The organism is Streptomyces sp. 378, from assembly GCF_030124145.1.
Classification (GTDB): domain Bacteria; phylum Actinomycetota; class Actinomycetes; order Streptomycetales; family Streptomycetaceae; genus Streptomyces.
In genome coordinates this window covers 213,133-231,984 of the sequence record NZ_JASKMS010000009.1, presented here as the reverse complement: position 1 = coordinate 231,984, position 18,852 = coordinate 213,133, and the positions used below count along the sequence as shown (strand labels likewise).

1 protein-coding gene is annotated in these 18,852 nt (G+C 75.3%); it reads right to left on the bottom strand.

Going from position 1 to position 18,852, the window contains the following annotated elements:
- Positions 1-10: 10 nt before the first annotated feature.
- Positions 11-18,673 carry a non-ribosomal peptide synthetase gene (locus QNO09_RS15565; protein WP_283970770.1) on the bottom strand — a complete coding sequence of 6,221 codons (18,663 nt, stop codon included), beginning with the start codon at positions 18,671-18,673 and terminating at the stop codon, positions 11-13.
- Positions 18,674-18,852: the final 179 nt, after the last annotated feature.

Here is an 18,852-nt window from a genome sequence, read left to right as displayed (position 1 = left end):
CGTCCGGTCCTCACCGTTCGTCGTGGTCGCTGTCGCCGCGTGCGGCGTCTTCGAGTTCGCTCAGCACCTGTTCCTCCACCAGGTCCGCCAGGGCGGCGACGGTGCGGTTGACCAGGACGTCGCGGGGCGTGAGGGTCACGCCGAAGGTGTCGTTGGCGCGGGAGGCGATGAGCAGGGCGCGCAGGGAGTCGCCGCCCAGGGCGAAGAAGTCGTCCTCGGCGCCCACGGTGGTCTGCAGCGCCTCCTCCCACAGGGTGGCGACGGCCTCCTCGGTGGGCGTGCGGGGTGGTACGTGCCCGGTGGCCGGCTCCCGCGTCTCCGGGACGGGGGCGGGCAGCGCGGCCCGGTCGGTCTTGCCGTTCTCCGTCAGCGGGAAACGGTCCAGCACCACGAACGCCGACGGGACCATGGGGCCGGGCAGGGTGCGGGCGGCGAAAGGCCGCAGGTCCGCGCCGGCGGGCGGTTCACTGCCGGGGGCGACGAGCACGTGGGCCACCAGGCGCGGCAGCCCGGGTTCGTCCTCCCGCAGGCTCACCACGGCGTCCAGCACCGCCGGGTGGCGCACCAGGGTGGCTTCCACCTCGCCGGCCTCGATGCGGTGGCCGCGCAGTTTGAGCTGATGGTCGGTGCGCCCGAGGTAGTGCAGTTCGCCGCGGGCATCGCGGCGGACGAGGTCGCCGGTGCGGTACATGCGGGTGCCGGGCGGTCCGAACGGGTCGGCGGTGAAGCGGGTCGCCGTCAGCCCGGGGCGGCCCAGGTAGCCGCGGGCCAGGGCCGGTCCGGCGAGCCACAGTTCGCCGGGCACGCCGTCGGGGACGGGGCGCAGGCGCGCGTCGAGGACGTAGGCGGCGGTGACGGGCAGCGCGCGGCCGATGGGCGGTGCGCCGCCGTCCGGCTCCAGCGGGCCGGACCAGGTGGCCACCACGGTGGCCTCGGTGGGCCCGTAGGAGTTGATCATGCGGTGGTGCGGTGCCCATCGGGCGACCAGTTCGGCCCGGCAGGCGTCCGCGCCGACGATCAGGGTGTGCAGGTCGGGCAGGGTGCCGGGGGTGTCCGGCGGGAGGGTGGCGAGCGCGGCGGGCGGCAGCAGGGTGTGCGTGATGCGCGCGGTGCGCAGGACGCCGGCGAGTTCCGCGCCGAGCAGCGGGCCGGCCGGCGGTACGACGAGGGCCGCGCCCTGCGGCAGGGACATGCACAGCTCCAGCACGGAGGCGTCGAAGCTGGGCGTGGCGAAGGCCAGCACGCGGTCCCCGGCGCGGACCTCGTAGTGCGTGGCCTCGGCGGCGGCGAACGCGGCCAGCCCTCGGTGGGTGACGACGACGCCCTTCGGGGTGCCGGTGGAGCCGGAGGTGTAGATGACGTACGCCGGGTCGTCGAGGTGCAGCGGGCGGAGGCGGTCGGTGTCGGTGGGCCGGTGGCCGGGCGGGTCGTCGGGCGGCGCGGCGAGCAGGCCGGCGACCTCCTCGGCGGTGAGGGTGACGGTGGGGTCGGCGTCGCGCAGCATCAGCGTGATCCGCTCGGCCGGGTAGCCGGGGTCCACGGGGAGGAAGGCGGCCCCCGCCTTGGTCACGGCGAGCTGGGCGAGGACCATGTCCGCCGAGCGCGGCAGGACCAGCGCGACGATGTCGCCCGGCCCCGCCCCGCGCGCGATGAGCCGGTGCGCCAGCCGGTTGGCGTGGTCCTCCGCCTCGGCGAAGGTGAGCCGCGACTCCCCGGTGTCGAGGGCGGTCCGGTCGGGCCACCGGTCGACGGCGGCCTCGATCATCGTGGGCAGCGTCGCCGGGGGCGGCGGCGGGAGTTCCGGGCGGGTGGGGCCGTGCAGCAGCCGGTGGCGTTCGGCGGGGGGCAGGACGTCGACCGTGTGCAGGCGGGTCCGGTCCTCCGTCCCGGCGAGCGCGGTCAGGGCGTGCGTCAGCCGGTCGGCCAGCGCTTCGGCCATGGTCTCCTCGAAGTACCGCGGGTCGTAGCCGAGTTCCACGGTCAGCTCGTCGCCGGGCGAGATCACCACGGTGAGCGGGTAGTTGGTCGCCTCGCGGGCGTCCAGATCGCGCACACGCACGCCGTGCGCGCCGGCGGTGGCGTCGCCGACCGGGTAGTTCTCGAACACCAGCAGGCTGTCGAACAGGGGCGTGCCGGGGGGCAGGGCGCTCCACTGGTGGAGGTCCGTCAGCGGCACGTGGTCGAAGCGCCGGTCCTCCGCGCGGGCGGCCTGCAGCTCTCGCAGCCAGTCGGTGCACGGCGCGGACTCGTCCACGGTGACCCGCGCGGGCAGGGTGGTGATGAACAGGCCGGTGATGGTGTCCGCGCCCGGCAGGTCGGCGGGCCGGCCGGAGACGGTGGTGCCGAAGCAGACCTCCCCCTCGCCGCTGAAACGCGCCAGCAGCAACGCCCACGCACCCTGGACCAGGGTGTTGAGGGTGAGCCGGTGACGGCGGGCGAAGTCCGCCAGGCGGGCCGTGCCGGCCGCGTCGAGCCGCTGCGACAGCCAAGTGCCCGACCGGGCGGCGGCGCCCGGGGCGGGCCTGCGGTCGAACGGCAGCGGGGTGGGCGCGGCGTGTCCGGCGAGGGCGGCCTTCCAGTGCTCCTCGGCGGCGGCCGTGTCCCGGCGGGCCAGCCAGGCGGCGTAGTCCGCGAAGGGCCGCCGCCGCGGCAGCCGCGGCTCGGTCCCGTCGGCGAGCGCGGCGTGCGCCTCCAGGACGTCCGACAGCACGTGGAAGACGCTCCAGCCGTCCAGCAGGACGTGGTGGAAGGTCCACACCACGCGCACCTGGTCCGGACCGAGACGGATCAGGGTGACGCGCAGCAGCGGGGGGCGGTCCAGGTCGATGCCGCGGGCGCGGTCCTCGTCGAGCAGCCGCCGCAGTGCGCTCTCCCGCCGCGCCGGGTCGAGGTCGCTCCAGTCGAGCCGGGTGACGGGCAGGGCGACGCGGCGGTGCACGGTCTGCAGCGGGGCCGGGCCCCGGCCCAGGGCGACGGCGGTGCGCAGCACGGGCGTGGCGTCCACGACGTGCTGCCAGGCGTCCGCCAGCAGCGCGGGTTCGCGTACGCCGTCGGCGACGAAGGTGATCTGCTCGACGTACAGGCCCTCGCCGGGCTCGTCCATGCCGTGCACGACCATGCCGGTCTGGGTGGGGGTGAGCGGGTACACGTCCGTCACGTCCTGCCCGTCGCCGACGAGCCGGTCGACGGCGGCCTGGTCCAGGGCGGCCAGCGGGAAGTCGGACGGGGTGCGGCCGCCCACGCCGGACTCGGCGCAGTGCCGGACGATCCGGCGCAGTTCCTCCGCCGTCTCATCGGCGAGGCGGGCGACGGTGTCGTGCCGGTGCACCCGGCGCGCGTAAGACCACGTGAACTCGAGCCGCTTGTCGGTGACCCGACCGAGAACGTCGATGAGGTGGGGCCGGTCCGCCGAGCGGTCCATGCCGCCGGTCAGGCCCTCGTGGGGCGCCCGCAGCAGACCGTCCCCGGCCGCGCTCCGGTCCTGCTGCCCCAGGTAGTTGAAGCCCACCTGCGGCAGCGCGGGCAGCTCGGGTCCCGCCGTGGGGTGCAGATGCCGCAGCGCGCCGTAACCCACTCCCCCGCGCGGTACGGCCCGCAGGTTCTCCTTGACGGTCTTCAGCGCGGTGCCGAGGCCGGCGTCGCGGGGCACGTCGAGGCCAACGGGGAACATGGTCGTGAACCAGCCGACGGTGCGGGACAGGTCGACGTCGTCGAAGAGGTCCTCGCGGCCGTGGCCCTCCAGCGCGACCACCACCCGGTCCTGTCCGGTCCAGCGGCCCAGGACCCGGCCGAGCGCGCACAGCAGGACGTCGTTGACGCGCGTGCGGTAGGCGTCGGGCACCTCCTGGAGGAGCCGGCGGGTCTCCTCGGCGCCGAGGCTCACCGTCACGGTCTCCTCGTCGGCGGCGGTGTTGCCGCCGGGCAGGTCGGCCGGCAGGGGCGTCGGGTGCAGGGCGCCCCAGTGGGCGATCTCGTCGTCGAAGCCGCCGTCGGCGGTGTGCGCGGCCAGGCGCCGGGCCCAGTCGCGGAAGGAGGTCGTCTTCGCCCCCAGGTCGGGGGTCTCGCCGGCGCGCAGCGCCCGGTGGGCGGTGTCGAGGTCTTCGAGGATCACCCGCCAGGACACCGCGTCGACGACCAGGTGGTGGGCGGCGAGCAGCAGGACGGGCGGCCGGTCGCCGTCCGAGTGGCACAGGGCGGACTTCAGCAACGGCCCGTTGGCCAGGTCGAACCCGGAGCACAGACCGGCGGCCACGGCGGCCGGGTCCTCGGGGGTGTGGTGCACCTCCAGGTGCGGCTCGGCGCCCAGCGCGCTGCCCAGCTGCCGCCACCGGCCCTCACCCACCGGTTCGTAGCGCATGCGCAGCGCGTCGTGCTGCTCCAGCACCGCCGCGAGGGCGGCGCGCAGCAGTGTCTCGCCGGTGTCGGGCGCCGCCTCGAAGGAGACGGCCTGGGTGAAGCGGGCCGGGTCGCCGGTGAGGGTGTCGAACAGCCAGTGCTGTACGGGTGTGAGGGGGACGTCCCCGACGACCGGGCCCTGGTCTGCCGTGGCGGTGGCCGGGCCGGCCGGTGACTCGTCGACGGCGGCGGCGAGCTCGGCGACCGTCTGATACCGGAAGAGGTGACGGGGTGTCAGGTTCAGTCCGGCCCGGCGGGCCGCGGAGACGATCTGGATGCCGAGGATGGAGTCTCCGCCGAGCGCGAAGTAGTTGTCCGCCGCGCCCACTTCGGGCACGCCCAGCACCTGCGACCAGATCGCGGCGAGGGTCTGCTCGGTGGCGGTGCGCGGCGGCCGGGTGTCCTGCGAGGTGGCGGCCGTGGACCACACCGGTTCCGGCAGGGCCCGCCGGTCCAGCTTGCCGGTGGCGCCCAGCGGCAGCCGTTCCAGGGGCACCACGGCCGCCGGGACCAGGTGGTCGGGCAGGGTGCGGGCGAGGAAGGCCCGCAGGTCGGCCGGTGCGGGGGTGTCGTCGGCCCGCGGGACGGCGTAGGCCACCAGGCGCTTGTGGCCGTCGTGTTCCACGACCCGCGCGGCGGCCTCCGCCACCTGCGGGTGCCGGGCCAGCGCGGCCTCCACCTCGCCGAGTTCGATGCGGAAGCCGCGCACCTTCACCTGGTCGTCGGTGCGGCCCAGGTACAGCAGGTCGCCGTCGGCGCTCCAGCGGACCAGGTCGCCGGTGCGGTACATGCGGCTGCCGGGCGGGCCGAACGGGTCGGCGAGGAAGCGGGACGCGGTCAGACCGGGCCGGTTCAGGTAGCCGCGGGCCACCCCGGTTCCGGCGAGGTACAGCTCACCGGGCGCCCCGACGGGCACGGGCCGCTTCCGGGCGTCGAGGACGTAGGCGCGGGCGCCGCCTACGGGCCGGCCGATGGGCGGGACCCGGTCGGGCTCGTCCGGGTCGCAGGTGAAGGCGGTGGCGTAGACGGTGGCCTCGGTGGGGCCGTAGATGTTCATCACCCGGCAGCCGGGGATCGCCGCGCGCACCTGCTGGACGGCGCGGGCGGGCAGGGCCTCGCCGGCCAGGACGACGGTGTCGGCGCCGACCCGCACGGTGTCCTCGGCCAGCAGTCGGCCGAGGGCCGAGGGGACGGCGCTGAGCAGCCCCGCTCGCCACGGTTCGGGGCGCTCGGCGAGGGCCAGCAGGTCGCGGACGACCTCCACCCGCCCGCCCGCCAGCAGCGGCGAGAAGATCTCGAACACCGACACGTCGAAGTTGAGCGAGGTGGAGGCCACGATGTGGGCGAGTCCGCGGCCGGTGAACTCGGCGGCGGCCCAGTCGGTCAGCGCCATCACCGAGGCGTGGGAGACGACGACGCCCTTCGGCCGGCCGGTGGAGCCTGAGGTGTGGATGACGTAGGCGGGGTGGTCCGGCAGCAGCCGGGCTCGCCGCTCGCCGTCGCCGACGGGTGCGGCGGACGCGGCGGCCAGCCGGGCGGCGCAGCCCGGGTCGTCCAGCGCGATCGTCGTGTACGGGCCGTCCGGCAGCCGTGCGGAGGTGTCCGCGCAGGTGATCACCGCGTCGGGTCGCACGTCCTCGAAGAGGAACGCGATGCGCTCTTCGGGATGGCCGGGGTCGACGGGCTGATAGGCGGCGCCGCTCTTGAGGACGGCGAGGAGCGCCACGATCAGGTCGGCGGTGCGGGGCAGGGCCAGGGCGACGAACCGCTCCGGCCCGGCTCCGGCCTCGATGAGCAGGCGGGCCAACCGGTTGGCGCGCTCGTCGAGTTGCCGGTACGTGAGGCGGTCGGCGCCGGCGCTGACGGCGGGGGCGTCGGGGGTGCGGGCGGCTCGGGCCGCGAAGGCGTCCGCGAGGGTGCGCCGCGGGAGCTTCGCCCCCGGTCCCGCGAGCCGGTCCAGCAGGCGGCGCCCCTCGGCCGGTTCGAGCAAGGCGAGGTCGGCCAGTCGTTGGCCGTCGGTGACGTCGGCGGCGACCTGGGTCAGCAGCGTGCGCAGGCTCGCGCCGATCCCTTCGACGGTGGTCGCGTCGAAGGCGGCCGGGTCGTAGTCGAGGGTGACCGTCACGTCGTCGCCGGGGGCGACGACGACGCTGAGCGGGTAGTTGGTCGGCTCGACATCGCGTTCCTGCTCGACGGCGAGTCCGTGCCGGGCCAGGGCACCCGCGTCGAACGGGTAGTTCTCGAAGACGACGATGCTGTCGAACAGGCTGGTGCCGCCGGGCACCTCGCTCCACGTCTGCACCTGGGCGAGGGAGACGAAGTCGTGGCGCCGGGCCTCCGACTGGTCGGCCTGCACCTGGCGCAGCCACTCCAGCAGGGGGCGATCCCGGTCGATGCGCAGCCGGGTGGGCAGGGTGTTGATGAACAGGCCCACCATGGAGGTCACGCCGGGCAGTTCGGCCGGGCGGCCGGACACGGTCGTACCGAAGACGACGTCGTCGCCGCCACCGTAGTGGTGCAGCAGCAGGCCCCAGGCGCCCTGGAGCACCGTGTTCACCGTGAGCCCGGCCCGCTGGGCGGTGTCCCTCAGTCGCGCCGACACCTCCTCGCCGAGGGCCACCCGCACCGTCCCCGAGGAGGACGCGCGGTGGGCGTCGGCGGGGCGCCGGTCGCGGGGCAGTTCGGTGGGTACGGCGAATCCGGCGAGGGTGTCGCGCCAGTGGTGTTCCGCGCGGGCGGTGTCCTGGGCGGCCAGCCACTCCAGGTAGCGGGCGAAGGGGGCCCGGCCGGTCACCTGCGGGCGGCGGCCGGCGGTCATGGCCGCGTACCGCTCGCACACCTCGTCGAACACCTGGGCCGCGCTCCAGCCGTCGAGCAGCACGTGGTGGAAGGTCCACACCATGCGCACCCGGTCCGGTGCCAACCGGATCAGCGCGAGCCGCATCAGCGGGGCCGCGCCGAGATCGATCCCGGTCTCCCGGTCCGCGTCGAGCAGCGCTTCCGTCTCCCGCGCGCACCGCTCGGCGGTCCACCCGGTCCAGTCGTGGTGGGTGACCGGCACGGCGGCCCGCCGCTCCACCACCTGGAGGGGTTCGGCGGTCTCCTGCCACACCAGGCGGGTGCGCAGGATCGGGTTGGCCTCCGCCGTGCGCTGCCATGCCTCCGCGAGGGCGTGCGGGTCGGTGACGCCGTGCAGGACGACCTGCACCTGGTTGACGTAGGTGCGGCCCTGGGGGTCCAGCAGGCTGTGGAACAGCATGCCCGCCTGCATCGAGGTCAGCGGATACACGTCCTCGACGCCGCGGCCGTCGCCGACGATCCGGTCCACGGCGGGCTGGTCCAGCCGGGCCAGCGGGAAGTCCGAGGGGGTGCGGCCGCCGGCCTGCGGGGCGGCGCAGTGCGCGACGATCTCCTCCAGGGCGCGCAGCATGCCCTCGGCGAGGGAGGCGACGGTCTCCTCCCGGTGGCGGCCGCCGCTGTAGTGCCAGGTGATCTCCAGTTGGTCGTCCTCGACGCGGGCCACCACGTCCAGCAGGTGCGGACGAGGCGCCCCGGGGTCCTCCGCGCCGTCCAGGCCGCCGGGAACGGCCCGGACCAGCTCGGCGTCGGCGGCGGACCAGTCGAACCGGCCCAGGTAGTTGAAGCTGATACCGGGCAGCGGCGCGGCGGCGAGCCGTTCGTCGCCCGCGAGGTGGCGCAGGGCGCCGTAGCCGATCCCCCGGTCGGGCACGGCCCTCAGCTGTTCCTTCACGGCTTTCAGCGCGGCGCCCCAGTCGCCCCGGGGCAGGTCGAGGGCGACCGGGAAGAGGCTGGTGAACCAGCCGACCGTGCGCGACAGGTCGAGGTCGTCGAAGAGTCGGTCCTCTCGGCCGTGCCCCTCCAGTCCCACGGCGACGACACCGCGGCCGGTCCAGTCCGCCAGGACGCGGCCGAGGGCGGTCAGCAGGACGTCGTCGACGCGGGTGCGGTACACGCCGGGGACCTCGCGCAGGAGATCGTCGGTGCGCTGCCGGTCCAGGCGTACGGTCACGGCGCGCAGGTCGGCGACGGTGTTGCCGCCGTCCAGGTCCACCGGCAGCGATTCGGCGCAGTGCCGCGAGAGGTCCGCCCAGTGGGCGCGCTGGGCGGCGAGGTCCGCCTCACCGGTGCGTGCGGTGAGCCTGCGCACCCATTCCCGCACGGACGTGGTGCGCTGCGGCAGCCGGACCGGCTCGCCGGTCCGGGCCTGCCGGTAGGCGGTCTCCAGATCCTCCAGCAGGACGCGCCAGGAGACACCGTCGACGATCAGGTGATGGGCCGTCAGCAGCAGGCGCGGGGACCGGCCGTCACCGGTGAAGAGGCGGGCGGCGATCAGCGGCCCGCTGTCCAGCCGGAAGCCGGTGTGCGCCTCGTGGGAGAGGCGGGCCTCGGTCTGTCCGGCGGTGTGGGCGTCCTGACCTCTCAGGTCGTGCACCCGCAGCAGCTCCGGCAGCTCGGTGTCCGCGGCGGTGTACGACTGACGCCAGGTGCCGTCCGCCCCGCGGGTGAAACGGGCGCGCAGGGCGTCGTGGTGGGTCCACAGCGCGGCCAGAGCGGCGTGCAGCGCGCCGGGATCGACGTCCTCGGGCGTCTCGACGACCACCGACTGGTTGAAGTACTCCGGGCGCGGCGGCTCGGCGTCGAGGAACCAGTGCTGGATCGGGGTGAGCGGGACCTCCCCGGACACCGGCCCGGTGCCCGCGACGGTCGCGTGGGCGCCGGTCGAGACGGCGGCCAGGTCGGCGAGCGTGGGGTGGCGGAACAGGTCTCTCGGGGTCAGCGCGAGGCCGGCGGTGCGGGCGCGCGAGACGACCTGGATGCTGACGATCGAGTCGCCGCCCAGCATGAAGAAGTGGTCGTCGAGGCCGACGCGGTCCACGCCGAGCAGCTCGGCCCAGATGCCGGCGAGCACCCGCTCGGCCTCGGTGCGCGGCGCGCGGTAGGCGGTGTCGGCCGCCGCGGACCACTCGGGTTCGGGCAGCCGTCGCCGGTCGACCTTGCCGTTCGCGGTCAGGGGCAGCTCGGCCACGGTGACGAACGCGGCCGGGACCATGTAGTCGGGCAGTTCCCCGGCCACATGGGCCCGCAGCTCGGCCGCCTGCGACACGGCGGCACCGGAGGCCGGCACCAGATGCGCGACCAGGCGTTTGCGTCCCTCGTGCCGTGACACCGACACCACCGCCTCGGCGATCGCCGGATGGGCGGTGAGCCGGGCCTCGATCTCGGCGGGCTCGACGCGGAAGCCACGGATCTTGATCTGGTCGTCGACGCGTCCCACGAAGTGCAGTTCGCCGTCGGCACTCCAGCGCACGATGTCACCGGTGCGGTACATCCGCCCGCCGGGCGGTCCGTAGGGGTCGGCCAGGTAGCGGGCCGCGGTGGCGCCGGGGCGTCCGGCGTAGCCGCGGGCCAGTCCGGCGCCCGCGAGGTACAGCTCTCCCGGCACGCCGGGCGGTTGCGGCTGGAGCGCGTCGTCCAGGACGTAGGCGCGGGTGTCGTCCAGGGGGCGGCCGATGGGGAGCGTCGCGGGCAGCGTGTCACCGGCGCGGAAGGCTCGGCGAGTGGCGAAGGTGGTGGTCTCGGTGGGGCCGTACACGTCGACGACGGTGAGGTCGGGGCAGGCGTCGAGCACGCGTCGTACCGCGGCGCCGGGCACGGCCTCGCCGCCGGTCCACACCTCCCGGGCGCCGCGCAGGCAGGCGGGGTCCTCCTGGGCGAGCAGCCGGAACAGGCCGATCGTCAGGAACAGGCAGCTCACGCCCTGGTCGCTGATCGCACGGCGGACGGCGGCGGCGTCCACGTCCCCCGGCGGGGCGAGGACGGCCGTGCCACCGCGCAGCAGGGGCACCCACAGTTCGTAGGTGGCGGCGTCGAAGGCGTGCGGGGAGTGCACGAGGACGCGGTCGTGGCCGGCGAAGGCGCGATCGAGGGCGAGCGCGGCGACGTCCCGCTGCCGGGCGGCCACGCCCTTGGGGGCGCCGGTGGAGCCGGAGGTGAACATGAGGTACTGGACGGTGTCGGGGCGCACGCGCGGCACGGTGGTGAGGTTCGCGGCCGGGGCCTCGGTGTCCAGGTCCGGGCGCGATACGCGTCCCTCCGGGAGGAGATCCGCGGCCGTCTCGTGCCACTCGGCGTCCGTGAGCAGCAGGCCGGCGCCGGCCTCCGTGAGCATCGTGCGCAGCCGTTCCCGGGGTGCCCGGCCGTCGAGCGGCACGTACACGCCGCCGAGGCGGGCGAGGGCGAGCTGGGCGACGACGAGGGTGGTCGAGCGGTCCATCAGCACGCCGACGGAGACCTCCGGGCGAACCCCGAGCCCGGCCAGCCGGCCGGCCAGTGCCGCCGCCCGGGCGTGGAGTTCGCGGTAGGTCAGCCGCTCGGCGCCGGCCAGCAGTGCCACGGCGTCGGGGGTGCGTTCCACCTGCTCGGCGAAGAGGTCGGCGGTGGTCGCCGCCGGGGTGCCGGTGGCCGTGTCGTTCCACGCGTGGAGCACCTGCTCACGGCGGGCGGCGGTCAGCAGGGGCAGGCGGGCGGGAGTGCGCCGCGGGGTGGCGGCGAAGCCCTCCAGCAGGACGGTGAGGTACTCGGCCATCCGCTCGACGGTGGCGGCGTCGAAGAGGTCGGGGTCGTAGCCGAGGCGCAGGGCGAGTTCCGTGCCGGGGTAGGCGACCAGGCTCAGCGGGTAGTTGGTGGTCTCGATGCCGTCCAGACCGGTCAGCCGCAGCCCGTGCGCGGCGGCGAGGTCGTCGTCGACCGGGTAGTTCTCGAACACGACGATGCTGTCGAAGAGGGCGGCCCGCTCGGGCAGGTCGGTGTACGCCGTCATCCGGTGCAGCGGCACGTGGTCGTGGCGCCGGTCCTCGCTCTGCTCCTGCTGGAACCGGGCCAGCCAGGTGAGCAGCGGCTCGTCGCGCGGCACGGTCACACGGGTGGGCAGGGTCGCGATGAACAGGCCGGTGATGGCGTCGGCCCCGGGCAGCTCGTCGGGCCGTCCGGAGACGGTGGTGCCGAAGACCACCTCGTCGCGGCCCGCCTGACGGCTCAGCAGCACCGCCCAGGCGCCCTGGACGAGGGTGTTCATCGTGAGGCCCGCCGTCCTGGCCAGGCCCTCCAGCGCTTTCGTGGCGGGCTCGGGCAGGGTGACGCGCACCGCCGCCGTCGACTCCGCGCGGTGGTTCTCGCGGGGCTCGCGGTCGAAGGGGAGCGCCGTGGTCTCGCTCAGGCCGTTCAGGCGGGAACGCCAGTGCCGTTCGGCCTCGGCCCCGTCGGCGCGCTCACGCGACCAGGCGACGTAGTCACGGAAGGGGCGGCGCTCGGGCAGCGCGATGTGTGCGGTGCCGGACAGTCCCGCGTGGCAGGCGAAGACGTCGGAGAGGACCTGGAACAGGCTCCAGCCGTCCAGGATCAGGTGGTCGAAGGACCACACGACGCGGACCGCACGGTCGGAGACCCGGGCCAGCACCAGGCGCTGGAGTGGTGCGCGGGTCAGGTCGATGCCTCGGGCACGATCGCGGTCGAGCAGGTCGCGCAGCCGCTCGTCGCGTTCGGCGGCGGTGAGGTCGCGCCAGTCGGACAGTTCCACCGGCACGGCCGCCCGGCCCTGCACCACGAGCAGCGGCTCGGGCACGTCCTGCCACACCACCCGCGAGCGCAGCACCGGCGTGCGGTCCGTGACCCGCTGCCAGGCGTCCGCCAGCACCCGAGGCTCGGACACGCCGTCGAGGAGGAACGTCAGCTGCTGGAAGTAGACGCCGCGGTCGTCCTGGGAGAGCCGGTGGAAGAGCATGCCGGCCTGGGTGGGCGTCAGGGGGTGGACGTCCTCCACCCCGGCGGGGTCCTCCCCCGCGATGCGGTCGACGTGGGTCTGGTCGAGTCGGGCCAGCGGGAAGTCCGAGGGGGTGCGTCCGGCGGTGCCGGGGCGGGCCGCGTACCGGGCGAGGCCGGCCAGCGCGTCGGCGTAGCGTTCCGCCAGGTCGGTGACCGTCTCCGGCCGGTGCACCCGATCGGAGTGGAACCAGGTGAATTCCAGGCTGTCGCCGTCCAGCCGCCCCACGACCTCCAGGGCGTGCGGGCGTGTCGCCGAGGGGTCGGCGTCCAGCTCCAGGGGGCGGGCCAGCCCGCGGTACAGGCCCTCGGAGGTCTCGGACAGGCCGAACCGGCCGAGATAGTTGAAGCTGATCTGCGCGCCGGTCGCCGGGAGGGGTGCTCCGTCGCGGCCCGGCAGGGCCAGGGCGCCGTGGCCGATGCCGTGCCGGGGCACGGCGCGCAGGTGTTCCTTGACCTGCTTGAGCACGGTGTCCCAGGGGGCCTTCGGCGGGACGGTCAGGGCGACGGGGTGGCGGGTGGTGAACCAGCCGACGGTGCGGCTGGTGTCGACGTCGGCGAAGAGCTCCTCACGGCCGTGTCCTTCGACGTCGACCAGGACCCGGTCGTGCCCGCTCCAGCCGCACAGCACCCGGCCGAGGGCGGCGAGCAGGACGTCGTTGGCCTGAGTACGGTACGTCTCGGGGAGGGTCCGCAGCAGCGCTTCGGTGTCCTCGGGGCTGAGTCGCACCGTCACCGTGCGCTGAGAGGCGTAGGTGCCGGTGCCTTGCCGGTCCGCGGGCAGAGGCGCCCGGGCGCCTTCGGTCTCGCGGATCCAGTACGCCTGCTCGTCGTCGAAACCGCCGGCGGCGGTGTGCGCGGCCAGGCGCTCGGCCCACTGCCGCAGCGGGGAGGACTTGGGGGGCAGCGCGGCCGCGCCGTCCCGGCCCTCGCTGCGGGCGCGGTAGGCGCGTTCGAGGTCTTCGAGGAGCAGGCGCCAGGAGACCCCGTCCACGACGAGGTGGTGGACGGACAGGTGCAGGACGGGCGGCCGTCCGTCACCGCGGTCGTGCAGGACGGCGCGCAGCAGCGGGCCGTGGCCCAGGTCGTACGGGCCGAGGTGGGGGCTGTCGGTCTCGGGGCCGCTGTGGTGGATGAGGCGGCAGCGGGCGGCCGGGCCGTCGATCAGCCACCGTACGCGCGTGCCGTCGGCGAGGAAGCGGGAGCGCAGTGCGTCGTGGTGGGCGACCACGTCGTCGAGGGCGGCTTGGAGCGCGCTCGCGTCGACGTCGGCGGGCAGTTCCACCGAGAGGGTCTGGGCGAAGTGTCCGGCCCGCTCGGCGGCGCTGTCGAAGAGCCAGTGCTGGATGGGTGTCAGAGGCGCGGCGCCGGTGGCCTCGACGGGCGCGGACGGGGCGGCGGTCCGGCGGCGGTCCGTCTCGTCGGCGCGGCGGGCCAGGGCGGCGACCGTCTGGTGCTGGTAGACGTCCCGAGAGGTGATCGTCAGGCCCGCCTGCCGGGCCTGGGCCACGACCTGGATGCTGAGGATGGAGTCGCCGCCCAGCGCGAAGAAGTTGTCGTCCGCTCCGACCCGCTCCACGTGCAGGACGTCGGTCCAGATGGCGGCGAGCGTCCGTTCGGTGGGGGTGCGGGGGGCGACGTGGCGGGCGGCGGGTTCGGCCGGTGCCGGGTCGGGGAGCCGGCCGCGGTCCAGCTTGCCGTTGGGGTTGAGCGGCAGGGCGGGCAGCACCACGACGGCCGAGGGGACCATGTAGTCGGGCAGGGTGCGCCCGAGTTCCCGGCGTACGGCTTCAGGCTCCACGCGGGCGCCGGGGGCGGGGACGACGTATCCGGCCAGGCGGCGGTGGCCGTCGCCGTCGCGGACGGTGGCGGCGGCTTCGGCGACGCCCGCGCAGCCCCGCAGGGCCTCCTCGACCTCGCCGAGTTCGATGCGGAAGCCGCGCACCTTGACCTGCTGGTCGATGCGGCCGAGGTACTCGAGCTGGCCGTCGGCGCTCCAGCGCACCAGGTCGCCCGTGCGGTACATGCGCTCTCCGGGGGCACCGAACGGGTCGGCGACGAAGCGGGCGGCGGTCAGGCCGGGGCGGCGGAGGTAACCGCGTGCGAGTCCGCCGCCGCCGAGGTACAACTCGCCGGTGACGCCGGGCGGCTGGGGGCGCAGCAGGCGGTCCAGCACGTAGGCGCGGGTGCGGGCCACGGGACGGCCGATGGGAGGGGCCTGGTCGGGGAGCGCGCCGTCGGCGAACCAGGCGGTGGCGTAGACGGTGGCCTCGGTGGGGCCGTAGATGTTCGCCACCTCGGCCGCGGGCATGGCGTCCTTGATGTCCCGGACGGTCCGGGCGGGCAGGGCCTCGCCGGCCAGGACGACGGTGTCCGCCTCGATGGCGCCGTCGCCGCCGAACACGCGGGACAGCGCGGACGGCACGCCGCTGAGCAGTCCGGCCCGGCGCGGGCGGGAGGCGGCGAGGTCGGCGAGGGCGGTGAGGTCGGCGACCACTTCGACGCTGCCGCCGGCCAGCAGGGGGCACAGCAACTCGAAGACGGACACGTCGAAGTTGAGGGAGGTGGAGGCGACGACGTGGGAGAACCCGCGCGAACCGAACGTGTCCCCGGCCCAGGCGGCGAGCGCGGCCACGCTGCGGTGGGTGACGACCACGCCCTTGGGCCGGCCGGTGGAGCCGGAGGTGTAGATGACGTAGGCGGGATGGGACGGGTGGAGCGGCCCCGTCCGGTCGGCGTCGGTCAGGTCGGCGGCCGTCAGATCGGCGACGGTCCGGTCGGCGGCGTCGGCACCGGGCGGATCCGCCGCGTCGGCTTGAGCCGGGTCCGAGGTGTCGGCGTCGAAGGGTGCCACGTCCTCCAGCAGCAGCGGCTCGCAGTCCTCGGGAAGGGCGTGCGCCGTCTCCCGGGTGGCCAGGACGAGGGCGGGGGCCGCGTCGGCGAGCATGAAGCGGATGCGCTCGGCCGGGTAGCCCGGGTCGACGGGCAGGTATCCGGCGCCCGACTTCAGTACGGCCCACAGCACCGGAAGCAGGCCTGCGGTGCGCGGCAGGCACAGCGCCACCAGGGACTCCGGCCCCGCACCGCGCGCCGCCAGCAGCCGGGCGAGACGGTTGGCACGCCGGTTCAGCCCGGCGTAGTCCAGCCGGGTCGCGCCGCAGGTCACGGCGGTCCGGCCGGGAGTCCGGGTCACCTGCTCCTCGAAGAGCGCGGGGAGCGTGGACCGTTCGCCCCGGTCCTCGGCCGGCGCGGGCGGGTTCCAGGAGTCCAGGAGCACATGCCGCTCGCCCTCGGACAACAGCGGGAGCTCGGCCAGCGTCCGGTGCGGGCCGTCCGCCATGCCTTCGAGCAGGTGATGCAGTTGCCGGGCCATCCGGGCCACGGTCGCCGTCTCGAACAGGTCGGTGTTGTACTCGACCGTCAGCTCGTGGCCGCCGTCGGCGCGCGGCGCGAACTCCAGCACGAGGTCGAAGCGGGCAGCCGGGCGGGGCAGGGGATGTTCCTCGATGCGTACCCCGGCGGCGGCCGACGGCCGGGCGGGCGCCGCCTGCTGGACCACCAGCGCCTGCACCAGCGGGGTGCGGCTGGGATCTCTCGGCGGGGCGAGTTCCTCGACCACCCGGTCGAAGGGCACGCCGTCATGGGCGAACGCGTCCAGCACGGTCGCGCGCATGGCCTGCACGAACCGGTCCACGGTGACGGCGTCGTCGACCTCGCCGCGCAGCACGACGGTGTTGGCGAAGAAGCCCGTCACGTCCTCCAGTTCGCGGCGGTCACGCCCGTTGGTGACGGTGCCGAACGCCACGTCCCGCTGCCCGGAGTAGCGGGCGAACAGCACGGCCGCCGCCGCGGCGAACACCGTGAAGACGGTGGTGTCACGGCCCGCGGCCAACTGCCGCAGCCGGTCGATCAGGTGGCGCGGTATGTCCTGGCGGTGAGACGCGCCCGCGGTGGTGCGCACCGGGGGGCGCGGCCGGTCGGTGGGCAGGTCGAGCTGCTGGAGGCCGACGAGGTGGCGTTTCCAGTAGGCGAGGTCGTCCGCGTCGGCGTCGGCCGTGTGCCGCTCGAGTTCCCACAGCGCGAAGTCCGGGTACTGCACTTCCGGCCGGGGCAGGTCCTCGGGTTCGCCGGCGGCCTCCGCGCGGTAGAGCGCCGCCAGGTCCCGGGTCAGGACGCCGACCGACCAGCCGTCGGTGACGATGTGGTGCTGGGCCAGCAGCAGCACGTGGTCCTCGGGTGCCCGGCGGATGAGCAGCGCCCGGGTCAGGGGCCCGGTCGTCAGGTCGTGGGGTCGGCGCAGTTCCTCGGTCAGCAGGCGCTCGACGGCCTGGTCGCGCCGGTCGGCGGGCACGTGCCCGACGTCGGTGGTGCGCAGCGGCAGCTCCGCCTCGGCGGCGACGAGCTGGACGCCCTGTCCGTCGACGGTGGCGAAGGTGGTACGCAAGGAGTCGTGGCGGGCGGCGAGCCGGTGCAGGGCGCGTTCCAGGGCCGGCGTGTGGAGGGGCCCGCGCAGCCGCAGCGCCACGCCGGTGTTGTACTCGGTTCCGCCGTCGGCGAGGTCGTCGAGGAACCACAGGCGCCGCTGGGCGCCGGAGAGCGGGACGGGCTCCGAGCGCGGAGCGGAGGGGATCGGCTCCGGCGGGGCGACGGCGGACGGATCGGCGGTCAGCGGGGCGAGCGCGCCGACGGTCCGCGCGGTGAACACGTCGCGCAGGGTGAGCCGGGCGCCGAACGCTTCCCGGATGCGGGTCAGGGTGCGGGCCGCGAGGATCGAGTCGCCGCCCAGGTCGAAGAAGTCGTCGGTGACGCCGACGGTGTCGACACCGAGGACGTCGGCCCAGATCGCGGCCAGGGTCCGTTCGTCGTCGGTGCGCGGTTCGACGTGCCGCTCGGCCGGCGCGCCGCCGGGGGCGGGCAGCGCCCGCAGGTCGATCTTGTGCTGCGGGGTGAGCGGCAACGCATCCAGCACGACGACGGCGGAGGGCACCATGTGGGCCGGCAGAGCGGCGGTGAGGGCGGCTCGCAGCCGGGCCGGCTCGGGCCTGTGCGCGGGGTCGGCGGGGGTGACATAGCCGATGAGCCGGCCGCGGGCGGGTTCCTCGTCGCGGACCACGACGACGGCCTCGCGGATCTCCGGGTCGCGGATCAGGGCGGCTTCGATCTCACCGGGCTCGATGCGGAAGCCGCGGACCTTGACCTGCCGGTCGGCCCGGCCGACGAACACCAGCTCGCCGTCGGCGCGCCGGCGCACCCGGTCGCCGGTGCGGTAGAGGCGGGCGCCGGGCGGCCCGGAGGGGTGGGCGACGAACCGTGTCGCGGTCAGGCCGGGGCGGCCCAGGTAGCCGCGGGCCAGTCCGTCGCCGCCCACGTACAGTTCGCCCTCGGTACCGGGCGGCACCGGGCGCAGCGCCGCGTCCAGGACGTGCGCCTCGATGCCGGGAAGCGGGCCGCCGATGGTGGGTGTCCCGGTGCCGGCGCTGAGTGGTCCGGTCCAGGTGGCGACGATGGTGGCTTCGGTCGGCCCGTAGGAGTTGATCATGCGGCGGCCGGGTGCCCACCGGTCGACGAGCGTGGCCGGGCACGCCTCGGCCCCGACGATCAGGGTGCGCAGCGACGGCAGGCCCCCGATGTCCGCCGGGTCGGGCAGCGTGGCCAGGGCGGCCGGCGGTATGAGGGCGTGTGTGACGCGGTGCCCGTCCAGGACGTCGGCGAGTTCGTCGCCCAGCCAGGGTCCGTTCGGCGGGACCACCAGCAGGGCGCCGGACAGCACGGAGACGCACAGCTCCAGTACGGAGGCGTCGAAGCTGGGTGAGGAGAACTGCAGCACACGGTCGCCCGGGCCGACGGCGTAGCGTTCGGCGGCCGCCGCGGCGAAACCGGCGATGCCGCGGTGGGTGACGGTGACGCCCTTGGGAGTGCCGGTGGAGCCGGAGGTGAAGATGACGTACGCCGCGTGATCGGGGAGCGCCCGGCTCGGGACCGCGTCCGTCTCTCGCTCTTGGCCCTCCATCAGTGCGCGGACCCGGTCGAGGTCGTCCAGGACGACGGCGGGAGCGGCGTCGGCGAGCATCAACGCCCGTCGTTCGGCCGGGTAGTCGGGATCCACGGGGAGGAAGGCGGCACCGGTGAGGGCCACGGCCAGCTCGGCGGCGATCAGTTCCATCGAGCGGGGCAGGACCAGGGCCACCGTCCGCTCCGGTCCAGCGCCGCTCGCGACGAGGTGGACGGCGAGCCGGCCGGCCCGCCGGGCGAGTTCCCCGTACGACCAGGTGCTCCGGCCGTCGGTGACCGCGGGGGCGTCCGGGTCGCGCGTCACCCACCCGGTGAACAGCTCACCGAGCGGGACGTGACGGGTGACGTCACGGACGGGGGCCGACGGGACGGTGCCTGCCGGTGGGGGGACGAGCGTGGCGGGGCGCGGGGAGTGCGGGTCCGTCATCGGGGTGCAGTCCTTCGGGCGGGGGCGGCGCGCGGACCCGGCGCGCCGCGCTCGGGCGGCGCGTGGGCGCGCCGGAGCGGTGCGGGGTCCTTGCGTACGGGGCGGGTGCGGGGCGATCGGGCTGTGCCGGTGCCGCGCGCGGCCGGAACGGCGCCGATCCGGCGTGCGGTCGGACGGTG

What these genes read in the sequence shown, in the direction of transcription:
- QNO09_RS15565 (WP_283970770.1), bottom strand. Translation starts at nt 18,673, where the DNA reads ATGACGGACCCGCACTCCCCGCGCCCCGCCACGCTCGTCCCCCCACCG.